Source organism: Streptomyces sp. NPDC034049 (genome assembly GCF_055575575.1).
Genome location: NZ_JBVISJ010000004.1, coordinates 674,873 through 701,423, shown reverse-complemented (window position 1 = coordinate 701,423; position 26,551 = coordinate 674,873). Strand labels below are relative to the sequence as shown.

Annotated in this window: 12 protein-coding genes; 4 read left to right on the top strand and 8 right to left on the bottom strand. The window is 72.6% G+C overall.

Annotated elements, in window-relative coordinates:
* The 6 genes from ACZ52C_RS16300 to ACZ52C_RS16275 form a co-directional block, all read right to left on the bottom strand.
* Window positions 1-9,153, bottom strand: a 9,153-nt coding sequence (locus ACZ52C_RS16300; protein ID WP_469075330.1) for a type I polyketide synthase, incomplete at its 3' end; no start/stop codon positions are given.
* Window positions 9,154-9,465: 312 nt separating this feature from the next.
* On the bottom strand, window positions 9,466-11,052 hold the full coding sequence (locus tag ACZ52C_RS16295; RefSeq protein WP_469075329.1) for an aspartate aminotransferase family protein: 1,587 nt from the start codon (window positions 11,050-11,052) through the stop codon (window positions 9,466-9,468).
* A gap of 164 nt (window positions 11,053-11,216) precedes the next feature.
* Window positions 11,217-13,469 (bottom strand): BTAD domain-containing putative transcriptional regulator, encoded by a 2,253-nt coding sequence (locus ACZ52C_RS16290; protein ID WP_469075328.1) that lies wholly within the window; start codon window positions 13,467-13,469, stop codon window positions 11,217-11,219.
* A 343-nt stretch (window positions 13,470-13,812) separates the two neighbouring features.
* Window positions 13,813-14,676 carry an AfsR/SARP family transcriptional regulator gene (locus tag ACZ52C_RS16285; protein ID WP_469075327.1) on the bottom strand — a complete coding sequence of 288 codons (864 nt, stop codon included), beginning with the start codon at window positions 14,674-14,676 and terminating at the stop codon, window positions 13,813-13,815.
* Between the two features lie 116 nt (window positions 14,677-14,792).
* Window positions 14,793-15,923 carry an IS701 family transposase gene (locus ACZ52C_RS16280; protein ID WP_469075326.1) on the bottom strand — a complete coding sequence of 377 codons (1,131 nt, stop codon included), beginning with the start codon at window positions 15,921-15,923 and terminating at the stop codon, window positions 14,793-14,795.
* Window positions 15,924-16,276: 353 nt separating this feature from the next.
* Window positions 16,277-17,059: a thioesterase II family protein gene (locus ACZ52C_RS16275; RefSeq protein ID WP_469075325.1), complete on the bottom strand. Its 783-nt coding sequence runs from the start codon at window positions 17,057-17,059 to the stop codon at window positions 16,277-16,279.
* A 263-nt stretch (window positions 17,060-17,322) separates the two neighbouring features.
* Here ACZ52C_RS16275 and ACZ52C_RS16270 point away from each other — a divergent pair, with 263 nt between their 5' ends.
* Together ACZ52C_RS16270 and ACZ52C_RS16265 are read left to right on the top strand one after the other, a co-directional pair.
* Window positions 17,323-18,501 carry an acyl-CoA dehydrogenase family protein gene (locus tag ACZ52C_RS16270; RefSeq protein ID WP_469075324.1) on the top strand — a complete coding sequence of 393 codons (1,179 nt, stop codon included), beginning with the start codon at window positions 17,323-17,325 and terminating at the stop codon, window positions 18,499-18,501.
* A gap of 366 nt (window positions 18,502-18,867) precedes the next feature.
* Complete coding sequence (locus ACZ52C_RS16265; protein WP_469075323.1) at window positions 18,868-19,800, top strand: ScbA/BarX family gamma-butyrolactone biosynthesis protein; 933 nt, start codon at window positions 18,868-18,870, stop codon at window positions 19,798-19,800.
* Between the two features lie 264 nt (window positions 19,801-20,064).
* Here the strand turns inward: ACZ52C_RS16265 and ACZ52C_RS16260 are convergent, their stop codons facing one another.
* Window positions 20,065-20,973: a quinone oxidoreductase family protein gene (locus tag ACZ52C_RS16260; RefSeq protein WP_469075322.1), complete on the bottom strand. Its 909-nt coding sequence runs from the start codon at window positions 20,971-20,973 to the stop codon at window positions 20,065-20,067.
* 184 nt (window positions 20,974-21,157) lie between these two features.
* Between ACZ52C_RS16260 and ACZ52C_RS16255 the strand changes: the two genes are divergently transcribed.
* Together ACZ52C_RS16255 and ACZ52C_RS16250 are read left to right on the top strand one after the other, a co-directional pair.
* Window positions 21,158-21,853 carry a ScbR family autoregulator-binding transcription factor gene (locus tag ACZ52C_RS16255; protein WP_469075321.1) on the top strand — a complete coding sequence of 232 codons (696 nt, stop codon included), beginning with the start codon at window positions 21,158-21,160 and terminating at the stop codon, window positions 21,851-21,853.
* Between the two features lie 67 nt (window positions 21,854-21,920).
* Window positions 21,921-22,547 (top strand): ScbR family autoregulator-binding transcription factor, encoded by a 627-nt coding sequence (locus ACZ52C_RS16250; RefSeq protein ID WP_469075320.1) that lies wholly within the window; start codon window positions 21,921-21,923, stop codon window positions 22,545-22,547.
* Window positions 22,548-22,626: 79 nt separating this feature from the next.
* Here ACZ52C_RS16250 and ACZ52C_RS16245 read toward each other — a convergent pair whose 3' ends face one another.
* Window positions 22,627-26,028 (bottom strand): NACHT domain-containing protein, encoded by a 3,402-nt coding sequence (locus ACZ52C_RS16245; RefSeq protein WP_469075319.1) that lies wholly within the window; start codon window positions 26,026-26,028, stop codon window positions 22,627-22,629.
* Window positions 26,029-26,551 lie beyond the last annotated feature (523 nt).

Below are 26,551 nucleotides of genomic sequence, written 5' to 3'. Positions count from 1 at the left end.
CGACGCACCGTCCTGATTCACCGCCGAACCCCGCACCACCGCCAACACCCGATGACCCAGCCGCCGCGCATCCGACAACCGCTCCACCAACAGCAACCCCACACCCTCCGACCACCCCGTACCATCCGCACCCGCAGCGAACGCCTTGCACCGACCATCCGCAGACAACCCACGCTGCCGCGAGAACTCCACGAACGTCGTCGGCTGCGACATCACCGTCACCCCACCGGCCAACGCCAGATCACACTCACCGTTGCGCAACGCACCCGCAGCCAGATGCAACGCCACCAGGGACGAGGAGCAGGCGGTGTCGACCGTGACGGCGGGACCTTCCAGGCCGTACGTGTAGGCGATCCGGCCGGAGATGACGCTGGAGAGGTTGCCCGCGAGGAGGAAGCCCTCGTACTCGCCGGGCCGGGCGACCACGCGGGCCGCGTAGTCGTCGTACATGGCGCCGGTGAAGACGCCGGTCGCGGTGCCGCGGAGCGAGGTGGGGTCGATGCCGGCGTCCTCGAAGGTCTCCCACGCCGTCTCCAACAGCAACCGCTGCTGCGGATCCGCCGCCGTCGCCTCCCTCGGCGACATCCCGAAAAACTCCGGATCGAACAGATCCGCCTCATGCAAGAACCCACCATGACGCGCATAACTCGTCCCCGCACGCCCCGGATCCGGATCGAACAACCCCTCCAGATCCCACCCCCGATTCACCGGGAAACCACTCACCGCATCCACACCACCGGCCACCAACCGCCACAGATCCTCAGGCGACCCCACCCCACCCGGAAAACGACACGCCATCCCCACGATCGCGATGGGTTCGTCGGCCCTGGTCGTGCGCCGGGTGGCCGCGGCCGGTGCCTCCGTCTCGACCGCGCGGCCGAGCAGATAGGCGGCGAGCGGGGCCGGGGCCGGGTGGTCGAAGACCAGGGTGGTGGGCAGCCGCAGACCGGTGGCCCGGGCCAGTTCGTTGCGCAGTTCCACGCCGCTCATGGAGTCGAAGCCCATGTCGTTGAAGGCACGGTCGGGGGCGACGGCGCCTGCTCCGGAGTGGCCGAGCACCGCGGCGACCTTGGTGCGCACCAGGTCGAGCACGGTCTCCTTGCGCTTGTCCTCGGGGAGCGCGGCGATCTGCCGGACCCAGGAGGACTCTCCGGCGGCGTCCGGACCGGAGGCCCGGGCGACGCGGCGGAGGCGGGCGGGGACGAGGCCCCGGAGGAGCGGATGCGGCTCGGCGGCACCGGCCCCGGACAGCCGCAGCGGTACGGGGGCCAGCAGCGGGGCGTCCGAGGTCCGGGCCAGGTCGAAGAGGGCGAGCCCCTGTTCGACGGTGAGGGGCGGCATCCCGGCCCGCTCCCAGCGGGCGATCTCGGCGGGCGTCAGCGTGGCCCCCATGCCGTGGGTGGCGTCCCACAGGCCCCAGGCGAGGGATGTGGCGGGCAGGCCCTGGGCGCGGCGGTGCTGTGCCAGTGCGTCGAGGTAGGTGTTGGCGGCCGCGTAGTTGCTCTGGCCGGCGGTGCCGACGAGGCCGGACACCGAGGAGAACAGGACGAACGCGCGCAGGTCGAGCCCGCCGGTCAGTTCGTGCAGGTGCCGGGCGGCGTCCGCCTTGGGGCCGAGCACGGTGTGCAGGCGTTCCGGGCTCAGCGCCAGGGCGGTCGTGTCGTCGAGGACGCCGGCGGTGTGCACCACCGCGGTGAGCGGGTGGTCGCCGGGCACCGAGTCGAGGAGGGCGGCGACGGCCTCGCGGTCGGCGATGTCGGCGGCCTCGACGCGGACGGTGGCGCCCTGTGCGGTGAGGTCGGCGACGAGTGCGTCCGCACCGGGCGCGTCGGGGCCGCGGCGGCTGACCAGCAGCAGGTGCCGGGCACCGTGTTCGGTCACGAGATGGCGGGCGAAGAGGGCGCCGAGTCCTCCGGTGCCGCCGGTGACGAGGACGGTGCCGTCGGGCGCGAACCCGGACTCGGCGCCGTCGGCGCGGACGGTGTCCGCGGGGGCCAGTCGGGGTGCGTGGAACGTCCCGCCGCGCAGCGCGAGTTGCGGCTCCCCGGTGGCGAGGGCGGCGGTGAGGAGCCCGGCGGTACCGGTCTCGGTGTCCGCGACGGCGACGTCGAGGTCGACCAGGACCACCCGGTCCGGGTGTTCGGTCTGGACCGAGCGGAGCAGGCCCCAGACGGGGGCCGCGTCGAGGTCGGTGACGTCCTCGCCGGGGAGGGCGCCGACCGCGCCCGACGTCAGGACGGCGAGGCGGGCCGTGGTGAACCGTTCGTCGGCCAGGAACTCCTGGACCAGACGCAGCACCCGCAGGGTCGGCGTGTGCCGGTCGTCCGCGGCGGTGGTGCCGTGCGCCCCGTACTGCCGTACGACGACGACGTCGGCCGCCGTCACGTCGGCGAGACCGTCCCGTGCCTCCGCGAAGGCGGGTTCCGTCGCGGGGGTGTCGTGCCGGGGCGCGGCGAGGGCCGGCCAGGTGAGGGTGTAGAGCGTGTCGGCCGCCGTGGTGCGGCCCGTCGCGGCGAGCTTCTGCCGGTCGACGGGGCGCAGGGTGAGGGACTCGATCTCGGCCACGGGGGCTCCGGTGCCGGAGGCCAGCATCATCCGGTAGGTGTCGGTGCCGTGCGGGCTGATCCGGACGCGCAGGTCGGCGGCGCCGACGGCGTGCAGGGTGACGCCGGACCAGGCGAAGGGCAGCCGGATGCTGTCGTGGTCGGTGCCGTCGGCCGCCGCGAGGACCAGGGGGTGCAGGGCGGCGTCGAGGAGCGCGGGGTGCAGGCCGTAGTGTTCGGCCGCTTCGGCGGGGCCTTCGGGCAGGTGTATCTCCGCGTAGAGGTCGTCCCCGTCGCGCCAGGCCGCGGTGAGGCCCTGGAAGGCGGGGCCGTAGTCGTAGCCGAGGGCGGTGAGGCGGTCGTAGGCGGCGGCGAGCGGTTCGGGCCGGGCGCCGTCGGGCGGCCAGCTGGTCAGGTCCTCGCCGGTCGTCGCGGGGGCCGGCGGGGTGAGGGTGCCGGAGGCGTGCCGGGTCCACCGTCGTGTGTCGTCCGCGGCGGTGTCGGGGCCCGCGTGGACGGTGAACGGCCGGGCCCCGGTGGGGTCGGGCGCGCCGACGGCCACCTGGACGCGGACCGACCCGCTCTCCGGTACGACGAGGGGTGCTTCGAGGGTGAGGTCGTCGATCCGGGGGGCGCCGACGTGGCCGCCCGCGGCGACGGCCAGTTCGAGGAAGGCCGTGGCGGGCAACAGGACGGTCCCGGTGATGGCGTGGTCGGCGAGCCAGGGGTGGTCGCGCAGTGACAGCCGGCTGGTGAGGAGGGTGCCGTCGTTCTCGGCGACTGCGACCACGGTGGCGAGGAGTGGGTGGTCGGCGGTGTCCAGGCCGAGCCCTCGCGCGTCGACGGGGGCCTCGGGGGTGAGCCAGTAGTGCTCGCGCTGGAAGGCGTACGTCGGCGGTTCGAACGGGGCGGTGCCGGCCGGGTGGAGGGACCAGCCGTCCAGGGGGGCGCCGGCCGTGTGGGCGCGGGCGAGGCCGCGGGCGAACGTGTCGGTCTCGGGGCGGCCCGGCCGCAGCAGTGCGACGCAGGTGGTGGCGGTCCCGGCGAGGGACTCCTGGGCCAGGGCGGTGAGGACGGCGTCGGGGCCGACCTCCACCAGGACGGTGGCGCCCTGGCGGTCCAGTTCCCGTACGGCGTCGTGGAAGCGGACGGTGGCCCGGATCTGTCCGGACCAGTAGTCGGGCGAGGCGAGTTCGTCGGCGGTGGCGAGCACACCGGTCACCGTGGACACCAGGGGGATGTCGGGGGCCCGCAGGCTCAGGCCCGCCGCGATCGCGCGGAACTCGTCGAGGACGTCGTCCATGTGCGGCGAGTGGAAGGCGTGGCTCACCTTCAGTCGGCTGGTCTTGCGGCCCTCGGCCCGCAGGCCGTCGGCGACCGCTTCGGCGGCGTCCGTGTCACCGGAGATCACCACCGAGCGGGGGCCGTTGACGGCGGCGATGCTCACGGCGTGCTCGTGGCCCCGGAGGGCCCGCAGGGTCTCGTCCTCCGCGGCCTGTACGGCGATCATGGCGCCGCCGGGCCGGGCGGACTGCATCAGCCGGGCACGGGCGGCGACGAGGGTCGCGGCGTCGTCGAGCGTGAGCACGCCCGCGGCGTGGGCGGCGGCGAGTTCGCCGATGGAGTGGCCGGCGACCAGGTCGGGAGTGGTCCCGTGGTGGGTCAGCAGCCGGAACAGCGCGATCTCGGTGGCGAACAGCGCGGGCTGGGTGAAACTCGTCCGGTGGATCAGCTCGGCGTCCGGGCCGTCCGGGTCGGCGAGGACGACCTCGCGCAGCGGACGCTCCAGCTTTCCGTCGAACGCCGCGCACACGGCGTCGAAGGCGGCGGCGTAGACCGGTGAGGCCGCGTACAGTTCCCGTCCCATGCCGAGCCGCTGGGCGCCCTGCCCGGTGAAGAGAAGGGCGGTGCGGCCGGCGTCGGCGGCGCTGCCGGTCACGGCGTCCGGGACGTCCGCGAAGGGGGTGCCGGCGGCCAGTGCCTCCAGTGCGGCGAGCCGGTCGGCCACGGTGGCGCCGAAGACGGCGGCCCGTTCCTCGAAGGAGGTGCGGCGGGTGGCGAGGGCGTGGCCCACCGCGGCGGTGCCGTCGGCGTCGGACACGCCGGCCCCGGTGACGCTGTCACGCAGCCGGGCGGCCTGGGCGCGCAGCGCGTTCTCGTCGCGGCCGGACAGCAGCCAGGGCGCGGGCAGGCCCGCACTGCCGGTGTCGGCGCGCGTGCCGTCGGGCCCGGCGGGTGGCGTCGGAGTGGCCTCGGTGGGGTCGTGTTCGAGGATCACGTGAGCGTTGGTGCCGCTGATGCCGAAGGAGGACACGGCGGCGCGCCTCGGGCGGGTGCCGGTGGGCCAGTCGCGGGGCTCGACGAGGAGCTCCACGGCTCCCGTGGACCAGTCGACGTGCGGCGAGGGCCGGTCGACGTGCAGGGTCCGGGGCAGCTCGGCGTGCCGCATCGCCTGGACCATCTTGATCACGCCGCCGACCCCGGCCGCGGCCTGCGCGTGGCCGATGTTGGACTTCAGCGAGCCCAGGTACACGGGCTCGGCGCCGTCGCGGTCGCTGCCGTACGTGGCGAGGATCGCCTCGGCCTCGATGGGGTCGCCGAGCCTGGTGCCGGTGCCGTGCGCCTCGACGGCGTCGACCTCGGCGGCGGTCAGTCGCGCGTCGGCCAGGGCCTCGCGGATGACGCGCCGCTGGGCGAGGCCGCTGGGAGCGGTGAGGCCGTTGCTGGCGCCGTCCTGGTTGATCGCGGAGCCGCGGACGACGGCGAGGACCGGGTGACCGTTGCGGCGGGCGTCGGAGAGCCGCTCCACGAGGAGCATGCCGACGCCCTCGCCCCAGCCCGTGCCGTCGGCGCCGTCGGCGAACGACTTGCAGCGGCCGTCGGGGGCCAGGCCCCGCTGCCGGGAGAACTCCACGAACATGCCGGGCGACGACATCACCGCGGCGCCGCCGGCCAGGGCGAGGTTGGTCTCGCCGGACCGCAGGGAGCGGACGGCGAGGTGCAGGGCGGTGAGGGAGGAGGAGCAGGCGGTGTCCACGGTGACGGCGGGGCCGACGAGGCCGAGCTGGTAGGCGATGCGGCCCGACATCACGCTGGCGGTGGAGCCGGTCAGCACGTTGCCCTGTACGTTGCGGGGCGCGTCCTGCATGCGCGGTCCGTACTCCAGCGACGTGGCGCCCACGAAGACGCCGGTCCGGGTGCCGTGCAGCGAGGCGGGCAGGACCCCAGCGCGTTCGACGGCCTCCCAGGACGTCTCCAGCAGCAGCCGCTGCTGGGGGTCCATGGCGAGGGCCTCGCGCGGTGAGATGCCGAAGAAGGCGGCGTCGAACTCGCCCGCGTCGTGCAGGAATCCGCCGTGCCGGACGGAGCTGGTGCCCGGCCGGTCCGGGTCGGGGTCGTACAGGTCGCCGGACCAGCCTCGGCCGTCGGGGAAGGCGGAGACGGCGTCGGTGCCCTCGGCGACCAGTCGCCACAGGCTCTCCGGTGAGGAGACGCCGCCGGGGTAGCGGCAGGCCATGCCGATGATGGCGATCGGCTCGCTGTCCTCGGCCACGGTGCCCGGGGCGGCGCTCTCGCCGTCGTCACCGAGCAGTTCGGCCTCGATGAAGCGGGCCAGCCTGCGGGGCGTGGGGTGGTCGAACAGGAGGCTCGTGGGCAGGCGCAGCCCGGTCGCCCGGGCCAGCGCCGAGCGGAGTTCGGTGGTCATGAGGGAGCTGAAGCCCAGCTCCTGGAAGGGGGTCAGCGCGTCGACGGCCTCGCCGTCCGTGTGGCCGAGGACGGCGGCGATGTGCTCGTCGACGAGTGCGGTGACGGCCTGCCCGCGGGCGGTGCCGGACAGTTCGGCCAGGCGTGCGCCCAGCGCGCCGCGTGGCTGCGCGGGGGCCGCCTCCTGCGGTGTGTCGTCCTCGTGCGCGGTGGCGGGGTCCGGGCCGTCGGCGGGTGCGGTGCCCGTGCGGGCCGGTCCGTCGAACCAGTGGCGCCTGCGCTGGAAGGCGTAGGTGGGGAGGTCGACGCGCCGGACCCCCGGTCCGCCGGTCAGCGCGGACCAGTCGATGTCGGCGCCCCGGGTGAAGGCGGTGGCGAGTGCCGTGAGCAGTGTCTGCGTCTCCGGCCGCCCGCGGCGCAGCGTCCCCACGGCCACGACGGCGCCGGGGTCCTCGACGGTGTCCTCGGCGAGGGCGGACAGGACGCTGTCGGGGCCGGCCTCGATCAGCGTGGTGACGCCCTCGGCCTCCAGGCGGCGCACGGAGTCGGCGAAGCGGACGGCCCTGCGGATCTGGCGGACCCAGTGGTCGGGCGAGGAGAGTTCCTCGTCGCCGGCGAGGTCGCCGGTGACGTTGGAGACGACGGGGATGCGTGCCGGGCGGTAGGTGAGGCTCTCCGCGACCCGGCGGAACTCGTCGAGGACGCCGTCCATGTGCGGCGAGTGGAAGGCGTGGCTGACGGTGAGCGCTCTGGTCCGGCGGCCGCGCTCGCGCAGTCGTCGCGCGACGTCCTCCACGATGTCGGCGTCGCCCGAAATCACGGTCGAGGTGGGTGAGTTGACGGCCGCGACGGCGACCCGGCCCTCCAGTCCGGCGAGTTCGGCCGCGACCTCCTCCTCGCCGGCCTGTACGGAGATCATCGCGCCGTCGCCGCGGGCCTTCTGCATGAGCCGGCCACGGGCCGCGACCAGCCGGGCCGCGTCCGCGAGGTCGAGGACACCGGCGACGTGGGCTGCGGCGAGTTCGCCGACGGAGTGTCCGGCGACGTAGTCGGGCCGCACCCCGAGGGATTCGAGCAGCCGGTACAGGGCGACCTCGACGGCGAACAGCGCGGGCTGGGCCCAGGCCGTCTCGTCCAGTCCCTCGCCGGTGGTGAGGATCTGCGCGAGGGGTCGTGGCAGGTGCGGATCGAGGGCCGCGGCGACCTCGTCGAAGGCGGCCGCGTAGGCGGGGAACGCGGCGTGGAGCTCCTGCCCCATGCCGATGCGCTGGGCGCCCTGGCCGGTGAACAGGACGGCCGTGCGGCCGTCCGCGGCGGCCCCGGTGACCACGTCGGCCGCCGGGCGGCCCTCGGCGAGGGCGGCGGTGCCGTCGAGCAGGCCCGCCAGGTCGGGGGCGAGGACCACGGCCCGGTGGCGGAAGACGGTGCGGGACGTGGCCAGGGACCAGCCGACGTCCCGGGGGGACGGCCCGGTCGCGGTCACGTGGGCGTGCAGGCGCCCGGCCTGGGCGCGCAGCGCGGTGTCACCGGCGGCGGAGACGACCCAGGGCAGCACGGCGGGCGTGGCGGCGGGCCGCTCGCCGTCGGGGGCGTCGGCGTCCGTGGTGGCCGGTGCTTCGGCGAGCACGACGTGACAGTTGGTGCCGCCCATGCCGAAGGAGCTGACGCCGGCCACCAGCGGGCGGTCCGGGTGCGGCCACGGGGCCGGTTCTCGCTGGACGGCGAGCCGGAGGTCCGTCAGCGGGATCGCGGGGTTCGGTGTCTCGAAGTTGAGGCTGGGGGGAAGCCGGCGGTGGTGCAGGGCCAGCAGGGTCTTGATCAGCCCGGCGATGCCCGCCGCGCCTTCCAGGTGACCGATGTTGGTCTTCACCGACCCGACCCGCAGCGGGTCGTGCTCGGGGCGCCCGGCGCCGAGCACGGCGCCGAGCGCGGCGGCCTCCACTGGGTCGCCGACGGGGGTGCCGGTGCCGTGCAGTTCCACGTACTGCACGGCACCGGCGGCGATCTCCGCCCGCCGGTAGGCGGTGCGCAAGACCTGCTCCTGGGCGGCCCGGCTCGGCACGGTGAGTCCGTCTGTGGCTCCGTCGTTGTTGACCGCGCTGCCGCGGATGACGCCGTAGACACGGTCGCCGTCGGCGACCGCCTGCCGCAGCGGCTTGAGAAGGACGACACCGCCTCCCTCGCCGGGCACGAAGCCGCCTGCGCGGGCGTCGAAGGTGTAGGTGACGCCGTCGGGCGACAGGGCACCGAACCGCTGCTCGGTGACGGTGTTCTCGGCGAGGAGGTTGAGGTTGACGCCGGCGGCGATCGCGGTGGTGGACTCGCCGCTGCGCAGACTCTCGCAGGCCAGGTGCACGGCGACCAGGGAGGACGACTGGGCGGAGTCCACGGTCAGGCTGGGGCCGTGCAGTCCGAGGTGGTACGAGACGCGGTTGGCGATGACGCCGCGGTTGACGCCGGTCATGGTGTGCTGGCCGATGGCGTCAGTGCCGCGCTGGTAGAGCAGGTTGGTGTAGTCGTCGCGGAGCGTGCCGACGAACACCGAGGTGGGTGTCGAGCGCAGGGAGGCGGGCCGGATGCCCGCGTCCTCGAACGCCTCCCAGACCAGTTCGAGGACGAGTCGCTGCTGGGGGTCCATCGCGGCGGCCTCACGCGGGGAGATGGCGAAGAACGAGGCGTCGAAGTCGGCCACGCCGTCGAGGAATCCGCCGCGCCGGAGGGCGGACGGCTCCCCCGTCCCCCACCGGTCCTCCGGCACGTCCGTGATCGCGCTGGTGCCGCCGAGCAGCTCCCAGAAGGCGGCGGGGCCGTCCGCTCCCGGCAGCCGGCAGGCGAGTCCGACGACAGCGATCGGCTCGTTCTCCCCGGGGTGAGTGTCGATCGCCGGAGCATGCTCATTCATCATGAACTTCCGCTGCCCTTCCATAAACCGAATTCCCTTGGCGCAGACCCGTACCGCGCCTCGTGGCGCAAGTCACGCATTTCTTCGGGCCCGACTGTCCACGCATCTCGCGGAGGGAATGTGACGCGATCCCGATAATCCGACCCTACGTACCCGACGGAATTCCATCGCCAATGTCGGGCCACGGCCCGGTAATTGCCGGCAACCGACGTCACACGGAAGCTGCCCGGCCCGTGGACGCGCACGGGCCGGGCAGCGTGTCCGGGGCGGTGGGGGTGCCGCCGCCGGATCGGAGGAGGAGCGAGGCGGGCGGGCTCAGGAGGACGACAGCACCAGTCGTTCCCCGGCCTGTTCCCGGAGGATGACGCACACGTCGGTGAGGGCCTCCTCCAGCCGTCCGATCTCCTCGTCGGTGAGCAGCACCGACGGCTCGAACCGCAGTGTGTCGACGGCGCTGGCGGTGGGGAACGTGCGGATGGAGTGCCGGTTCAGCAGGTGCCCGGCGATGACGTAGCCGAAGAGTCCGCCGGCGGCCGCCTCGCGGATCGCCGGGTGCTCGGCCGCGGACTGGTCGTGGAACGCGAACCCGAGCATCAGGCCCCGGCCCCGGACCTCCTTGACCACGTCGGGGAAGGCTGTGCGGACCTTCTCCAGGGCCGCCCGCAGCGCGGCGCCGCGCTCGTCGGCCTGCCGGTAGGCCCGGCCGCCGTCCCGCTCCAGCATGTCGAGGACCGTGAGCGCGAGGTGGCAGGAGAAGGCGTCCTTGGCGAACGTCGAGCTGTGCACCAGCTCGAACTGCGCGCGGTAGCGCGTCTGCCGCACGAGCATCACGGACGCCTTGGCCAGGCCGCCGCCCAGGGATTTGGCGAGCGTGTAGTAGTCGCCGCGCAGGCCCATCCGCGAGCTGGCGAGGAGGCTGCCGGTGCGGCCGAGACCGCTCTGGATCTCGTCGAGGACGAGCGGACAGCCGGTGGCGTCGGCGAACTCCTGGATGATCCGGGCGTCGTCGTCGGACAGCGGCCGGATGCCGCCCTCGCCCTGGATCGGCTCCAGCAGGAAGGCGCACAGGGCGGGGTGTTCGCGCTCCACGACACGGACCTCCCCGTCCTCGGCGGTGAGGCCCAGCAGCACGCCGCGCTCCTCGGCGAGCACCTGGTCGAGCGCCTCGCGGCTGCCTCGCGGCACGAACCTGGCGCGGACGCCCAGCGCCGCGAACGGGGTGCGGTAGGCCTCGTTGTGGGTGAGCTGGACGCTGCCCATCAGCTTTCCGTGGAAGCCGCCCTCGAGCGCGAGGAACACCGGGTCCTTCGCCGCGCGTTCGGTGTTCCTGCGGGTGATCTCGGCGATCACCGGTGCCAGCGGGTCGCCGGCCGTGCGCTCGGTCGACAGCCGCGCGTACACGGCGTCGGGGACGGTGGCCGAGCCGTCGTCCACGGCGGCGCGGGCCCGCTCCACCCCGGCCGCGAGCTCCTCCAGGATCTCGCCCACCCGCAGCACGCGGTCGAGCTCGGCGTGCTTGACCGCCGCCTCGACCGCCTCCGCCCCGCTGTTGGCGAAGGTGGCGTAGTACGGCTCGTCGGTGCCCAGTTCCCGGTGGACGATCCGGTTCAGCTCGGCCGCGAGGCGGTTGGCGTAGGGGTGGAAGGAGAACTGCGCGTGCACCGGCACGTTCCCGTCCAGCAGCTCCCGGGCCCGGGCCACGATCTCGGGGTTGTTGTGTCCGAAGATCAGCGAGCCGTAGCCGCCGGCGTAGTCGAGGACGGGGGTCTCCTGCCCCTTCGCGTCGAGGCGGTAGAGCGTGTTGCCTTCGCCCCGCACGTACTCGACATCGAGGCCGGCCGAGGTCAGCAGGCCGCGCAGATACGGCTCCGCGAGCTCGGGGACGGCCAATTCGGGATTCATGTCCAGCTCCTTTTCAGCGCGGAATGCGCGTTCACCGGCAGACCGTGCCGATATCCTCTTCCGAGTGTTCCAGCGGGTGGTCACGCGGCGACCATCTGCTGAATTCCGGAAATGATGGGCGCCCGGTTACCCGCTGGTGAATCCGGACGTGGAGCGGGCATTTCTCACGTGAGGCTCCGGGCGTCCTCGTTCCCGCTGGCCGACAGCAGCAGTCGTACGAGTTGCTCGTTGGTGACCCGCTCGGGACGGTCCAGGGTGACCGTCGTGGCGTGGCTCTTGCCCCCGGCCCAGCCCGGCCTGCGCAGCAGCAGTTCGGGACCGGCTCCGACGACCACGCACAGGGGACCCGACCCGGCCGTCTTCGCCAGTTCCTCCACGGCGTCGAGTACCGCGTCGGGGGCGCGGTGGAGGTCGTCGATGCACAGCACGAGCGGCTCCCGGCACGCCGCCTGCTGGAACAGCTGGGCCCAGGCGCTCATGGTCTCGGCGACGGGCGGCCCGCCGAAGCGGTCGTCCACACCGATGCCGGCGGTGGCCACGAGCGGGCGGAGCCGGGAGACCAGCAGGGCGCAGGCCCGGTCGCTGGGGAAGAGCCGGCGGACCGTACGGGTCAGCGCGGCCGTCGCGTCCTCCCCGGGAGCCGCGCCGCAGTAGGCGGCCAGGATCTGGGCCGCCAGCCGGAGCCGGTGGCCGTCCTCGCCGGCCGCCGGGATCCGCCCGGTCAGGACGCGTGGCGCGTCGTTCTGCGCCCTGACCCAGCGTTCGAAGTCGCGCAGCAGCCGGGTCTTGCCGGTGCCGCGCTCCCCGAGCACCGTCACCAGGTGGGGCACGCCGCGGTGCCGGGTGCGCCGTACCAGCCCGCGCAGGATGTCCTGTTCGTACATCTCGGCGCCGTTCTCCTCGGCGGGCCCGTCGTCACGGACGCACAGCGCCTCCCAGCTGCCGGAGGCCGGGTCCGGCGGCCCGTAGCGCACGGCGTGCTCGCTCGTGCGCCGGACGGAGTCGGTGACCCGTACCTGCCCGGCCGGCACTTCGGAGAGCTGGGCCTGTGATTCGTCCAGGACGCTGCCGATGACGGTGGGGGTGTCCTCGTGGCTGCGGTGGCGCAGCAGTACCTCTCCACTGGTGACGGCGCACTGCACGGCCAGCCGCGGCGCCTCGGGGTCGCCGTCGGCGGGTACGTCGAGGAGGTCGCGGATGGCGAGCGCCGCGAGGACGGCCTGCCGGGCGTCGTCGTCGCTGGGCCCGTCGAGTCCGAAGACGGCGAGCGACATCGAGCCGATCGACGCGGTCACCGTGCCGCCGAACCGTTCGACCTGCTCCGTGACCAGGTGGCAGGCTCTCTCCAGCAGGGCGTCGACGTCCTTGGGGGCCACGTCGGCGCGGGTCGGGGCGAGCCGGGCGCGTACGGACATCGCGGAGACCGTGCGGCGCGTGGAGTGGGCGTGCCGTTCCGGCGCGGCCGGGTCGGGCACACGCTGCTGCGGCACGGTGATGCCCTCCGCCGGGGTGGCCCGGGTCTTCGGAGGCCGGCTCTCCCGGGGTTCCGGGGAGTCCGCGGGAACGGGGGCGGCGGCGGGCGGTTCGGTGGGGCCGACGCGGATCTCGGCCCGGCCGGCGAAGGGGTCGGGCGGGCCGGGACGGGCGAGGGAGAGGGTCGGGTCCTGCACGAGGATGGCCTGCTGGAGCTGCTGCAGTCCCCGGCCGGGCTCCAGACCGAGACTTTCGACGAGCACGGCGCGGACCCGGCTGTAGACGTTGAGGGCGTCCGCCTGCCGACCGCAGCGGTACAGGGCCAGCATGAGCTGACCGCACGACCGTTCGCGCAGCGGCTCGGCCTGCACCATCCGCTCCAGTTCGGCGAGGACGGAGTGGTGGTGGCCGCAGGCGAGCTGGGCGTCGAAGTAGTCCTCCATGACGTCGAGCCTGGTGTTCTCGATCGTGGCCAGTTCGGGCCACTGGATGCCGCTCTCCACCAGGTCCGCGAGGGCGGGCCCGCGCCACAGCGCGAGGGCGTCGCGCAGGAGCGCGGCGGCGGGCTCCGCGGCACCGCGCGCCAGTTGCTCCCTGCCCTGCGCGACCCGGGTGTGGAACAGCTGGAGGTCCACCCGTTCGGGGTCCACCCGCATCATGTAGCCGGGCGGCTGGGTCAGCAGGGCCGCGGCACCCGGCCCCCCTTCGGCCTTCCCGGAGGAAAGGATGTTGCGCAGGCCGTAGACCGCGTTCTGCAGGATCTTGCGTGCCGTGGCGGGGACGTCGTCGTAGCCCCACAGCGCGTTCATGAGGTGGCTCGTGGCGACCACCTTGTTCGTCTGGAGCAGGAGGAAACCGAGGGTGGCGCGCTGCTTGGTGCCGCCGAGGGGCACCTGCTCGCCCTGGTCGACAACTTCTATCGGACCCAGCATTCGGAACTGCATGACTCGCCCAACTCCATCCCCGTAAAGGCGGGATACGCGGGCGGGACGCGGAGTGGTCGATCCACGGCAACCGCCCGAATCCGTCAAGATCCGTCACCATCGTGCAGGGCCGTGGTCCAAGATCACTCAAATCTCGGGCACATGCCACTGTCCCGTGCCACGTCGTTGTGGGCGGGAGCCCCGTAGGGGTTCACGAAGGTCACCGCCTGTTGCTGTGCCGGTGACGAAACGCCTGGCGGTACCGGCGTTCACCTTCTGCGTGGTCGGCGGGAACCCCCGTCGCCACCGTCGACGTGCCGCTGTCCCGGACCGGCCGTCGGGGCATCCGTGGCGCCCGGGGCGGTCAGCCGAAACAGGCGACGGCGGTGGGACGGAGCCCCGGCACGGACGACAGGTGCCGCCGCGACCCCTCCGGGGCCTCGGGGTGGAACGCTCCGGACGGCTCCTCGCGCCCCGAGGAGCCGAGGATCTCGGCCTGGAGCCGACGCAGTTCCGCCGAGGGCTCCAGTCCGAGTTCCGTCTGGAGGATGCCGTAGAGCGCGTGGTAGGCCCGCAGCGCCTCACTCCGGCGTCCCGCCTGGTGCAGTGTCGAGATGAGCTGCCCGTGGAACCACTCGTGGAGCGGGAACTCCTCGACCAGAGCCCGCAGATCGGGCAGCAGATCACGCCGTCGGCCCAGCCTGTCCGCGATCTCGATGCGCAGTTCCAGGGCGTTGATCCGCAGTTCCTCGACGCGGGCGATCCGGCCGGCGAGCACGGTGCCGACCGGTACGCCGCTCAGCACCGGGCCGCGCCACAGGGCGAGCGCGGCGTTCACCTGGTGGACGGCCCTCTCCAACTGCCCGCTCCGGGACTCGTGTCGGGCCTGTCTCAGGTACCGCTCGAAGCTGCTGACGTCCACCTCGTCGTCGTCGACCCGTAACTCGTAGCCGGGCGTTCTGGCCACGAGCAGGCTCCGGCCGTCGGCGGCGACTCTCTCCTCCTGGAACAGACGGCGCGCGTGGTAGACGTGGGTCTGCAACGTCTTGGCCGCGCTGCGTGGGGGGTTCTGCCCCCACAGTTCCTGGATCAGTACGGCGGTGGGCACGGCCTCGCGCGGCTGGAGCGCGAGGACCGCCAGCATCCGACCGATCTTCGGCGCGTTGGGGGTGTGTTCCCTGCCGTCGTCGGTGACGACCTGGAGCGGGCCGATCAGGTTCAACCGCACTGTGCGTACTCCTCTTCCGGGCGTTCGCGTTCGCGTTGGTGCGTCGCCCACCGTGCTCATGGCGTGGTGGGGCGGCGTTCATGGACGGACCGGGTGGTGGGGTGCCGGGCACCCTGTCACGCGGCACTGCGGGCAGCCGCGGCGCGGGAGGGCGGCTCGGCGGCGAGCACGGTGGCGAAGTGGGCGATCGAGGCGAGCGTGACGTGGCGGTGCCAGCCGGAGAAGGAGCGGCCGACGAAGTCCCTGAGCCCGACGCGGTCGCCGATGCCCGCGGCGTCGCGCGCGACGAGGTCGCTCAGCCGGGTCAGCCGCAGCAGCGCGGACACGGAGACGCCCGTGATGTTGGTCAGCCACAGTCGGTCGGCGCCCCGGTCCGGCGCGGACCACTCCCCGACGAGGCGCAGGCCTCGCACCGCGCCGCCGTGCGGGGAGGGGGGAGCCTGCACCGGGATCACCGAGGCGACGGGCCGGTCCGGCTCCGGGCCGACCGGGGCGCGCATCCGGCCGAGGTGGGCGACCAGTTCCCCGGCGCCGCGCTCGCGCGCACCGTAGGCGGGCAGGACCGACCTGTCGACGCCCAGCCGGGTCGCCGGATCGGTGCGGACGACGAACTGGTGCCCCCCGGCCTCCAGTCGGCGGGCGATCGCCACGGCGTCCGCCCCTTCCGCGTCGGCCACCACCGGCCGGCTCGGCACTCCGGCGGCCTGCCCCGCCTGGGCCATTGCCTCGCGGACGCACTCCTCCAGGGAGTCCGCCCGTACGCCGGCGGGAATGCGAGCCCTGCGACGCAGGGGTTCCTCCCGCCACCGCCGCGGCAGTACGAGTTGCCACTCGACCGGTACGGCGGCCCGCTCGGAGGCCAGCCACACCCCGACCGCCTGCTGGCCGTTGACGGCGCGTCCGAGGTGCGGAACGTACTGGAGGTCGACGCCGATCGAGTGGGCCCCGGCCTTGGGGATCACGGTGGGCCGGACGACCCAGGCCTCGTGTCCGAGCGCCAACCGCGCCTGCCTGGCCAGCGCGTGCCGGACCGGTGCCCACTCCCACAGGGACTCGCTGATGAAGTGGTGCATTCTCTGCTGTGCCGCGGGGCCACCGAGGTGCGCCGCGATCTGCCCCAGCGTCTTGCGGCCGGGCGTACTGAGCAGTCCCTCCACGTAATGCTCGGCCTTCTGCCGCTGGCCACTGCGGCGCAGCGAGGCGAAAAGCTCCGACGACAACTGACGCTGTCCTAATCCTGCTTCCATCGACATCCCCCCGGCGACGTCACCTCTGCCCGTCACCAAAAATAAACCAGTCGTTCGGTTTTTTTAAGCGTCCTACGTGTCGGCGCCTCCCCAGCGCCCGCCCCCCGACATGCGTGGATACCTTCCCGATGGGAGGCAAACCGTCAACTCAGGCCCCCAGCCGTCTGGTTCAGACCTTGCCACCCTCGGCAACCATACCAACCGTTCGATTTTTTAAAAGCGACCACGAGCGCCTCGATCACGTGTCCCCGGGGAATACACGCGTCGGCGCGCCGACCGAGGATCGGCCGGCGCGCCGACATGCGGGACGTGCGGAGGGGGCGGACGCCTCGCGCGTCCCGGCACGGTCCGGATCAGACCGCGGCCGCCGGTCGCCGTTCGCCGTCCCGGCCCAGGGCGGAGGTGACCACCCGGGCCACCTCCTTCGTCCTGACGTCGAGGTAGAAGTGACCGCCCTCGAACACCTCCAGGTCGGTGCCGGCCGTCGTGAACTCCTTCCATCCCGCCGCCGCGGTGACCGGCACCACCGGGTCCGTGTCGCCGGTCAGCACCGTGAAGGGGATGTCCAGGGCGGGGCGCGGTGTCCAGACGTAGGAGCCGAGCGCCCGGTAGTCGGCCCGGAGGGTCGGCATCACCATGGCCAGCACGTCCGGGTCGTCGAAGACGGCGCCGGCCGTACCGCCCAGTTCGCGGACCATGGCCAGCACGTCGGCGTCGGTGCGCAGCCGGTCGCTCGCGTACGGCGTCGTCGAGGGAGCCCCGCGACCGGACAGGAAGAGCCGCCGCGGCCCCGGCTCTCCCCGCTCGGCCAGGCGCAGGGCGACCTCATGCGCGACGATCGCCCCCATGCTGTGCCCGAAGAAGGCGTAGGGGCCCGCCACTTCGCGCCGTATCTCGTCCGCGAGAACGTCGGCGAGGGGCCCGATACCGGCATAGGGCTCCTCATGACGACGGTCCTGACGGCCGGGGTACTGCACCGCCACGACCTCGACCCCGGGCGTGACCTCGCGCGACAGGCGGAGGAACGCGCTCGCGCCGCCGCCCGCGTGCGGGAAGCAGACCAGTCTCAGCGCACCCTCGCCCACAGAAGCCCCCGGGGCGTCGGGGACGAACCTGCGGAACCACTCACCACTCATGTCGCTCCTCCACTCGGCGCCCCGGCGGTTCCCGTGAACCCCTTCGGGGCGAAGACGTCGCCATGATGGGACGGGGCGGTCAAAGCTCGCCCAAACCCCCGTCACCGCCCCGCCCCCTCAGGAGTGCCCCCGCCCGGGCCGAGATCATGCGATTACCGCTCAGTGACAGCGTGTTACCCGCCCGCACCCGCCCGGCCATTACGTTCGGCCGCGCACCGTCCCGACGGTGAAGAGCAGGCACACGAGCGATGCCAGGAGGCGCCATGTCCCCGCATGAATCCGATTTCGACTCCGTACTGGAGGCGGTGCGAGCGATCGTGCCCACACTCCGGGAGAACGGGCTGGAGGCCGAGGACCGGCGCTGGATCCCGGACGAGAACATCGAACTGCTGGAGAAGGCGGGCGTCTTCCGGATCGCCGTGCCGCGCCGGTTCGGCGGACTCGACCTGTCGCTGCCGCAGCAGTACGCGGTGCTCTCCGAGATAGCGCGCGGCTGCGCCTCGACCGGCTGGGTGGCGGTGGCCTGGGTGTCCACCGCCTGGCTGGCCACGCTGTACCCGGACGTGACGCAGGAGGAGATCTTCGCCACGGGTCAGGTCCGGATCTCCGGCGCCTTCACCGCGGGCGACAGCACGCTGGTCGCCACCGAGGGCGGCTATCTCCTCAACGGCACCTGGCGGTTCAACACCGGGTGCCGCGGCGCGGAGTGGGACCTGGTCGCCGCCACGGTGGAGCTGTCCGACGGCACCTTCGACGAGGCCTACGCCCTCGTGCCGATGTCGGAGCTGTCGATCGCGGACGACTGGCACGTGTCCGCCACGATCGGCACCGGAAGCTCGACGACGACCGCGCGTGACGTGTTCGTGCCCGCGCACCGGCTGGTCACCGTGGGCGAGGCGCTCACCGGAACCGCCGCGGGCCGCTCCAACTCCGGTGCCACCGGCCGCGACTACGGCCTGCTGAGCATGGTCATCTCCGAGTCGGTGGCGATCTACCTCGGCGCCGCGAAGGGGGCCTACGAGACGTTCGTCGGGGGCCTCGGCCGGCCCATCGCCTACACCAGCTGGACGGACCAGCGCGAGCACCCGCTCACGCAGCACCAGGTGGCCGTCGCCGAGAACCGGATCGCCGCCGCCGAGGCGCTGTTCGAGAAGCAGCTGACGCTGCTCCAGGAGCGCGCCGACGTCGGTGAGCCGCTGACCGACGCGGAGAAGGCGACGGTGCGCGGCCGGGCCGGACACGCGATCCAGCTGGTGAACGAGGCCGTCGAGGCGCTCAACTCGGTCAGCTCCGCGTCCTCGCTGGTCCGCAAGGGACACTTCCGGCGGTTCCGCCGTGACATCGAGGCACTCACCCTGCACGGTCTGATGAACCCGAACATGAGCCTGGAGGTGCACGGCAGGGTCCTGGTGGGCCTCGACCCCGGGACGCCCTACCTCTAGTCCCCGGCGACGCCCGCCGGTCCGGAAGCGGACCGCCACTGGGCCCCGTACCGACGTGCAGCAGGCCGGTACGGGGCCCAGTGCCATGCCGGCGCGCTTCCGGCCGTACGGGGCCCGGCGACACGCCGGGGGTCTTCTTCGCCTTCTTTGCTCGCCCCGCCGGGGGGTCGTCCTCGGTGCCACAACAGCCGCTTCACCAGGGCTTTTTCGGACCACAGCCCGCTCCGGGCCGTTCGCTTGAGCAGTCTTTGATGCGGTCCTCGACATTCCTTGTAAAAAGAACCGATGGATCGGTATGTTCATGCGGGTCGAGCGCGAGTTCGACGATGGCTAAGCCGACCACTGAGTCATCACCTGGGGGTTTCCATGTCCGACACCACCACCCGCCCGCGCAGAACGGGGCATCACCTCGCCGACGCGCCACTCGGCACCGACAGCCACGACCGGGTTCCCAAGGAACTCGTCCACCTGAGCGATCCGCAGCGCGTACTGATCACCGACTGGAGGGAGACCGGCCCCGACACGTTCCTGTTACGCGCCCAGTGGCCCGCCCACACCGGCTCCTGGCCCTACGACCCTCGTCTCCTCACCCAGATCGTCCGGCAGAGCGGGCTGACCGTCGGCCACGCCGAGTACCAGGTACCGCTCACGCACCAGACGACCCTCAGCGAGTTCCACTACACCGTGGACCCGGACTTCCGGCTGGAGCCGGGCGAGGCCCCCCTCTTCGAGGTGGAGGTCGCGATACCGAGGCGCGAGCGGACCGGTCGGGCGGCCCGCTCGTTACCGATGGACATGCGGGTCTGCCGCGACGGAGTCCCGGTGGCCTGCGCCCGGACGGACTTCGGCTGGATATCCCCGGCGGCCTACCGCCGGCTGCGTGGCGAGCGCGCCATCGTCGACTGGGGGAACTGGCCCCTGCCCGCACCGCTCGACCCGGCGTCCGTCGGCCGTGCCGCGGCCTCGGACGTCGCCCTCTGCCCGACCGGTGAACCCCTGCGCTGGCTCCTGCGCAGCGACACCGCCAACACCCATCTCCTGGACCACCCCGTGGACCACGTGCCCGGCCTCGGTCTGATCGAAGCGGCCGTCCAGGCCGCCCAGGCCGCTGTCCCCGACGGCGTCTTCCACACCACGGCGGTCGACATCGAGTTCGAGCGCTATGTCGAGTTCGACGTCGCCTGCCTGGTGGAGGCCGAGCCCCTGCCGTCGGCCGCGGACACGCTGACCGTCCGGGTCACCGGAACGCAGGCCGGCCACACCGCCTTCCGCGGCGAACTCACCGGCACCGTCCTCTGATCACCCTGCCCCGCAGCCTTGGTCCGTCGGCCTGAGACGTATCCGCCGATCCCTTCCTTGAGCCACCCGCGGTCGAGCCCGGCACTCCGAGGAGTGCCGGGCTCGACCGGTCTCCCGGTGTCGTGCGGTGCTGCCATGGGGGTGGTCATGGAACTGACCCTAGGCACCACCGTTCTTCGGCAGCCCATCGCGGGGTAACCGCCTTCGGATCGGCGCACCCGGCGGCGGCACCGGGCCGAAGGCGGATCGGGAAGCAGCCGCCGCTCAGGGGACGAGCACCACCTTGCCCGTCGTGCGCCGCGCCAGCATGTCCTCGTGCGCGCGCCGCGCCTCGGCCAGCGGATACGCGGCACCCGTGACGGGCTTCAGGCGCCCTTCGGCGACCAGGCGGAACAGCTCCTTCAACGTCCCGCTCATCGCGCCGGGCGCCGCCAGCGCGTGCCGCAGCCGGAAACCGACGACCGACGCGCCGAGTTGGTGGAGCAGTGCGGGATCGACCGGCGGGAGGCCCGCACGGGAGGCGTCGCCATAGGTGACCAGCCGGCCGAAGGGGGCGAGCGAGTGCAGCGCCGCACCGAGGAGAGGCCCGCCGCCCGCGTCGAGGACCACATCGGCCTTCCGCTCCAGCGGGTACTCGACCACCTCGTCCGCCCCGAGCCGCAGAGCCAGCTCCGCCTTGGCCGGGGACGAGACCCGGGCGAGCACCCGGCCCGCGCGGAACTCCCTGGCCAACTGGACGGCGAGGCTGCCGACTCCGCCCGCCGCGGCGTGCACGACGACGGTCTCGCCCTCCCGCATCCGGGCCGCGGTCCGCAGCAGATGCCAGGCGGTGAGCCCCTGCGTCAGCAGCGCCAACGCCTCGGCCGCCGGCATCTCTTCGTCGATTTCCACGACCGCGGACTGTCTGGCGACCACGTGTTGGGCGTAACCTCCGGTCACCCGGGCCAACACCCGTCGTCCGTCGGGGGTTCGCCCGACGACCTCACTGCCCGGGACGAACGGAAGGCTGTCGGCGATCGGATACGTACCGTCGGTCTGGTGCGTGTCGGCGAAGTTGACGCCGGCCGCCTCCACCAGGACAAGAACGTCCTCCGGTCCAGGGACCGGAGGAGGGAGCTCGACGGGGGTGAGGACCTCGGGACCACCAAAACAATCGAACTGGATAGCGAGCATATGGCATGGTATTCTCCCGGCCCTTTGAGATCCACAGCCCGGCAGGCCGCCAAGTCCGCCCGGTCCCAAGGTAGTTGCGGAGTCGGCCCCGAGAGAAGAAACCTGACGTTCGGTTTGTTAGCGTGACCCTGTGTGCGCGGACGTGTGCACTGGGCTCACCATCATCACCCCCGGAGCTGCAAGGATGACCAAGCAGGACCGTGCGGTACGCACGCGGCAGCAGCTGATCTGTTCGGCGGCCGAGGTCTTCGACCGCCGAGGATTCATGTCCGCGTCACTCGCGGACATCAGCACCGGGGCCGGCGTGAGTACAGGCGCGCTCAACTTCCACTTCAGCAGCAAGAAGGAACTGGGCGAGACCGTGCAGGCCGCCGCCGCGGAGAGCCTGCGGTACATCACGACCGCCTGCACCGAGGCGCGGCCCTCGCCCCTGCAGACCCTGATCGACGCCACCCATGTCCTGGCCACGCAGTTCGAGGAGAACGTGGTGCTGCGCGCCGGGCTCGGCCTCGACAACGACGCCGCCTGGGACGGTGGTGCCGAGCTCTGGCTCAAGTGGCGCGGCTGGGTGCGGGGGATGCTGACCATCGCCGAGTACGAGGGGAGCCTGGCCGACGGGGTGCTGCCGGACGACGCCTGTTCCACCATCATGGCGATCGTCATGGGCATCGAGTCCCTCGGCCGCAAGGACACCGCCCTGTGCTCCCGGCGCGTGGTGACACGATTCTGGAAGATGGTGCTGCCCAGCCTCGCCTCGGAGCGGACGCGGGCCGGCATCGAGGCGTCGGGCTCCGAGGTCGTGGCCCGCTGGGACGAGCGGATGCGCCGCGAACGGGACAGCGGCCGGATTCGCACCGGCCGTTGCGCGGAACTAGGCTGAAACCGCTTAACATACCGATCCGTTGGTCCTTTCACCTCGAAGGAGACCTGGGTACACAAGGAGCGACGTGGCAAAGCAGGACCGGGCCGTCCGCACCCGCCGGATCTTCCTGGAGGCTGCGGCCGAGGTCTTCAACGAGTACGGATACGACGCCGCGTCCATCTCCGTGATCCTGGAACGCGCGCAACTGACCAGGGGCGCGCTGTACTTCCACTTCACCTCGAAGGAAGCCCTCGCGCAGGGGGTGCTCGACGAGGCGGTGACCACGCAGGGTTTCGCCCCCCAGACCTACAAGTTGCAGGAGTGGATCGACGTCGCACTGCTCCTCGCCCACCGCCTCCCCCGCGAGCCCCTGCTGAGCGCGTCGATCCGGCTCTCCGTGGACCCCAAGGCCAGGTCGCTGTTCGGCACCCGCTGGCCCGACTGGATCCAGCTGAGCATGGACCTGCTCGTCGCCGCGAGGGACCAGGGCGAACTCCAGCAGCACGCCGACCCCGCCACGATCGCCCGGCTGTTCGTCGGGGCCTGGACCGGTGTCCAGCTGGTGAGCAGTTCCCTGCCGGAGAAGAAGGACCTGGTGAGCGAGGTCACGGAACTCTTCGCCCTCGTCCTGCCCGGCATCACCGTCCCCGGGGTGCTGGCGAAGCTGGACCTCTCGCCCCACCGACCCGAGCGCCTGCTGACCGAATCGTGAGCCGGCCAGGGCCCTCCACCGCGACTCTTCCGGGTCGGGACGACAGGAATCGAACTCACAGTCCCCGTCCGGGGCGGCGTCAGCGGGGCCGCGGGTCGTCCTGTGCCCGCTGGCCCATCCGCTCCCAGAACCGGCGCAGTTCGGCCACGTCCGTGCGTTGCTGCCAGGGGGCCTGGGGGTGGAGGAACGACCGTGACAGCACACTGGACTGCGCCCGGCAGAAGGCCTCGCTCAGCTCGACCCGGTGGCTGTCGAGACCCTTGGGCGGGTACGGGCACAGCTCGAAGGAGCAGTCGTCACGGCAGTTGGAGCCCGCCTGGGAGGAAGTCGTCCGGACATCCGTGCGCCCCGGGTCGAGCGGGCCGCGGTCCCGGCTCAGGCACGGCGGCAGGTCCGGCCGCGCCGTGTGCCGCAGGCGCCGGAGGCGGTCCTTGGGCCAGTCGCCCCGCTCGGCGAGGTTGAGGAGCAGCAGCACGTCCGCGAGGAGCTGCTGGGCCTGCGGGTGGAGGGTGCTCCAGCCGGTCGAGGGCGGGATCCACAGCTGGTGCTTGCGCGCCTCGCCCCACGGTGCCGTCTGCGAGCCGACGTGGGCGGCGACACCCGACTCGTCGATCCACAGGAACCGCTCCGGCTGCCGGGTCTCCAGAGCCCAGACGCAGAGCCGGGCGGCTTCCTCGACGAACGGGTGCTGCTCCTTGCCGTCCGGCAGGGCCAGCCACTGACGGACCTGTTCCGCGGGGTGGGATCCCCGGCCGTGCGCGGGGCGCGTCACCGTGACCCCGTCGGGCAGGTCCCACAGGGTCAGCGCGTGCAGCAGGGTGAGGCGGGTGAACCAGAACCGGGTGCGCTTGAGCATGTCCCAGGCCTGCCCGCTCAGGTACTCGCGTGCCTCGGCGCGGGCATGCGGATGGCGGTGGCGGCGGTTCGCCGCGTACTTGAACCCCTGGGCGAGGGCGATCTCCACGGTCAGGTCGAGCGCGGGCGCGCCGGACCCGTCGGGCGCGCCGACCCGGCGTACCCAGCTCTCCAGATACTCGTAGGGCGTGTTCTGGTGACGCTGTGTCGTGACCGAGCCGACCAACAGGGGAATCAGCCAGGCGCACATGGTGTTGTCCCGCCACCGCTGTTCCTCCTCCTCGCGCTCGGACTCCTCCCGCCTGCGTTCCTCGCGCCGCCGCTCCCGTTCGCGTGCCTCCCAGGGGCTGCGCGACCCGTCGCGCTCCGCCGGACGGTTCCCCCAGCGCTCCGCCTGCACGTCCGTCTCCTGCGCCCCCCACAGATCGACCATCCAGTCCCGGGCTCGCTCCAGCGTCTCGTCCCGGTCGGTCTCCGGGCCGCGCAGCCGGGCCTGCAGCACCGCGAAGGCGCTGTCACCACCCGCGCCGATCTCCTGCGCGATGGCGACGCGGATGGGGTACGAGGGCTCCAGGCGGGCGATCTCGAAGAGCTCCAGGTACGCGGGGACCACCGTGCGGCTCCGGGCGACGCCGCGCATGGCGTCGCCGAAGCGGGAGACGAGCAGAGCCTTCGCGACGCGCAGCGTGTGCGGATCACGGGCGCGCAGATCGGGCCATGACGTGGCCAGCCGCATGGCGATGAGGTGCTGCTGCGGCTCGGCGTCCACGCTGTCGATCTCCAGCGCGGCGGCGTACAGCTCGAGGGCCTTGGCGTGCAGCGTGCGACCGCACAGCCGCTGCCCGTCCGGGGTGTGCCGCCCCGAGAGCTGCTGGGCCGGTTCCTGTGCCTCCGCCGGACGCTCCTGGGATGCCCGGGCGCGCTCCTCCGCTCCTGTGGGCCACCCCGGTGTCTCCCGGGTGCTTTCGGGTGCTGCCCGACCGCGTGCCCCGGCCGGCCGGGCAGGCGGGGAGCCGGGCCGACAAGCCTCTTCCCTGCTGTCCATCTGCGCCTTGCAGGCCGCCCGTACCAGCAGGTCCCGCGCGGCCGACACCGGACACCACGGCTGGCCGCCGCCGTGCGCCTCTTCCCCGTGGCGGCACGAACCCTCGGGCGTGCGGGAGTGGAGCACCATGGCGATCAGCAGTTCCCGGCCCGGCTTCTCCAGCGCCGCCGGGAACAGGTATCCCTCCGTGGGCTCGGCGGGCACGCCCGGATGGATCACGGCATTCATGAACCGCGCTCCGAGGTGGGCCTGGATCACGCTGTGCTGGAAGCGGACCCTGTCGCCGCCGACCTCCACCAGCCCCATGCGCGCGCCCCAGTGGGCGGCGAGGCGAATGTCCAGCTTGCTGTCCTCCACCCTGCGCACCAGTTCCGCCAGGATCTCGGGGTAGCGGGGCCGAGAGGGGTTCTGCTCGTCCACCACGTCGGTGAAGTGCACCTCGCAGGAGTCCGACGCCAGCCCCGCGCAAGCGAGCGCGGAGAGGTAGTGCACGGCTGCCCGTCGCTCGTCCTGTCCCAGCGGCAGTTCCGGCCGGAACCGTCCGCTGATCAGGGCGGCGATCCAGGTTTCGACCAGGTGGTGGCGCAGGCCCGCCCGGTCCCCGCCGCGCGTCTCCACCGCCTCTTCCTCGGCGCTGGCGTTCAGGGCGCGCTCCAGCAGGCCCTCCTCGTGGAGTTCACTGGCGATCTGCAAGTAGGTGGGCGCCTCCGCGATGCCGGCCTTCTCCACGATCCAGTCCAGCCGCTGCCGGTCCTCCCAGGCACTGCCCGAGGAGATGTACGCGAGCGCGGCCTCCTCACTCAGCGGTTCCAGGTCCGTCAGGGAGGCCTCCATGCCGCGCAGGGAGTCGTGCGGGCGGGAGGTGATGATGAGCGGCAGCCGCTCGTCGGTGGCCCGCCGGATCGCCAGCCGGATGACGGTGTCGCGTTCCTCCGCCAAGGTGTCACCGGTCAGCGCCTCTTCGAGACCGTCCGCGAGGACGACGATCCGCCCCTGCTGGCACAGCCTGCGCCACACCTTCTCCGCCTCCGCGTCGGAACGGATGTAGCCCTGCACCTCCCGGCAGAACCGTCTGAACGCCATCTCGCGGAAGTCCAGATCCGTGTCGGCGTTCCGCAGCCGCAGCGGCACGGGAAGGGCCTTGCGCCGGGCGAACTGCTCCGTCAGCAGCACGATCAGCGCCGTCTTGCCCGTGCCGACACCGCCGACCACGACATGCGTACGGCGGAACCGGGCGTCCCGCTGGTCCTCCATGAGGACCTCGCACAACTGGTCGCGGCCCACCACCTTGCCGAGGATGCCCCCCGCCGTCTCCACCAACTCGTGCGGTGTCGTCCGGGCCTTCCTCAGGTACGCCCTGCGCACCCTGGTGAAGCGGAAGGAGAGGTACGCGACCGTGGCCAGGGAGAGGGTGAGGAACGGCATGATCAGCGACTGGAGGACGGTGCAGGCATTGCTGCTCTTCTTGCAGTGCTGGTCGAGCCACCGGACCGGCGTCCAGAACGTCCGGTCGTTCGCCAGCGTGACCAGTGCCGTCACGGCCAGGAACAGCAGGAGCAGCGCGCCCAGCAGCGTCGCCACGAGCGAGAGGTAGTACCACCCGCTCTTGCGGACCCGCCACGGCCGGGCCCTGCTGTACCCCTGCCGCGTCAGCCGGCCCGAGGGTCTCCTTCCAACATTCACGTGGTGACTGATTCCGTATCGGGTGGGTGCCGCACCGTCATTCACCCGGCCGGCCCAGCCGGGTCCGTACGCGGAGTGCAGCGCGCGGCCGCGTTCATGACACCCGCATCTCGCGGGGGACGTCATGCGGCCACCCGGCCGAGGACGCGTCCCGCCGCCAGCCGGCGCGCTCCGGCCTTCGAACGGCTCCACGGCTTCCGCCGCCTACGCATCCGCCGGCAACGACGCGACGACTTCCACGAGGCCTTCGTCGGACTTGCCGGCTGCCTGACCACACACCGGCACATACAGAGGCTTTGTCAGGGCCAGCTGGCGACCACCCCGTGGCGCACCTTGACCGGGTCAAGATGCGCCACGGCCCCCGTCAAGCGCCCTGGTCCCCAGGTGGTCCCCGAGAATGATCGAAGGGTCACTTCAGATC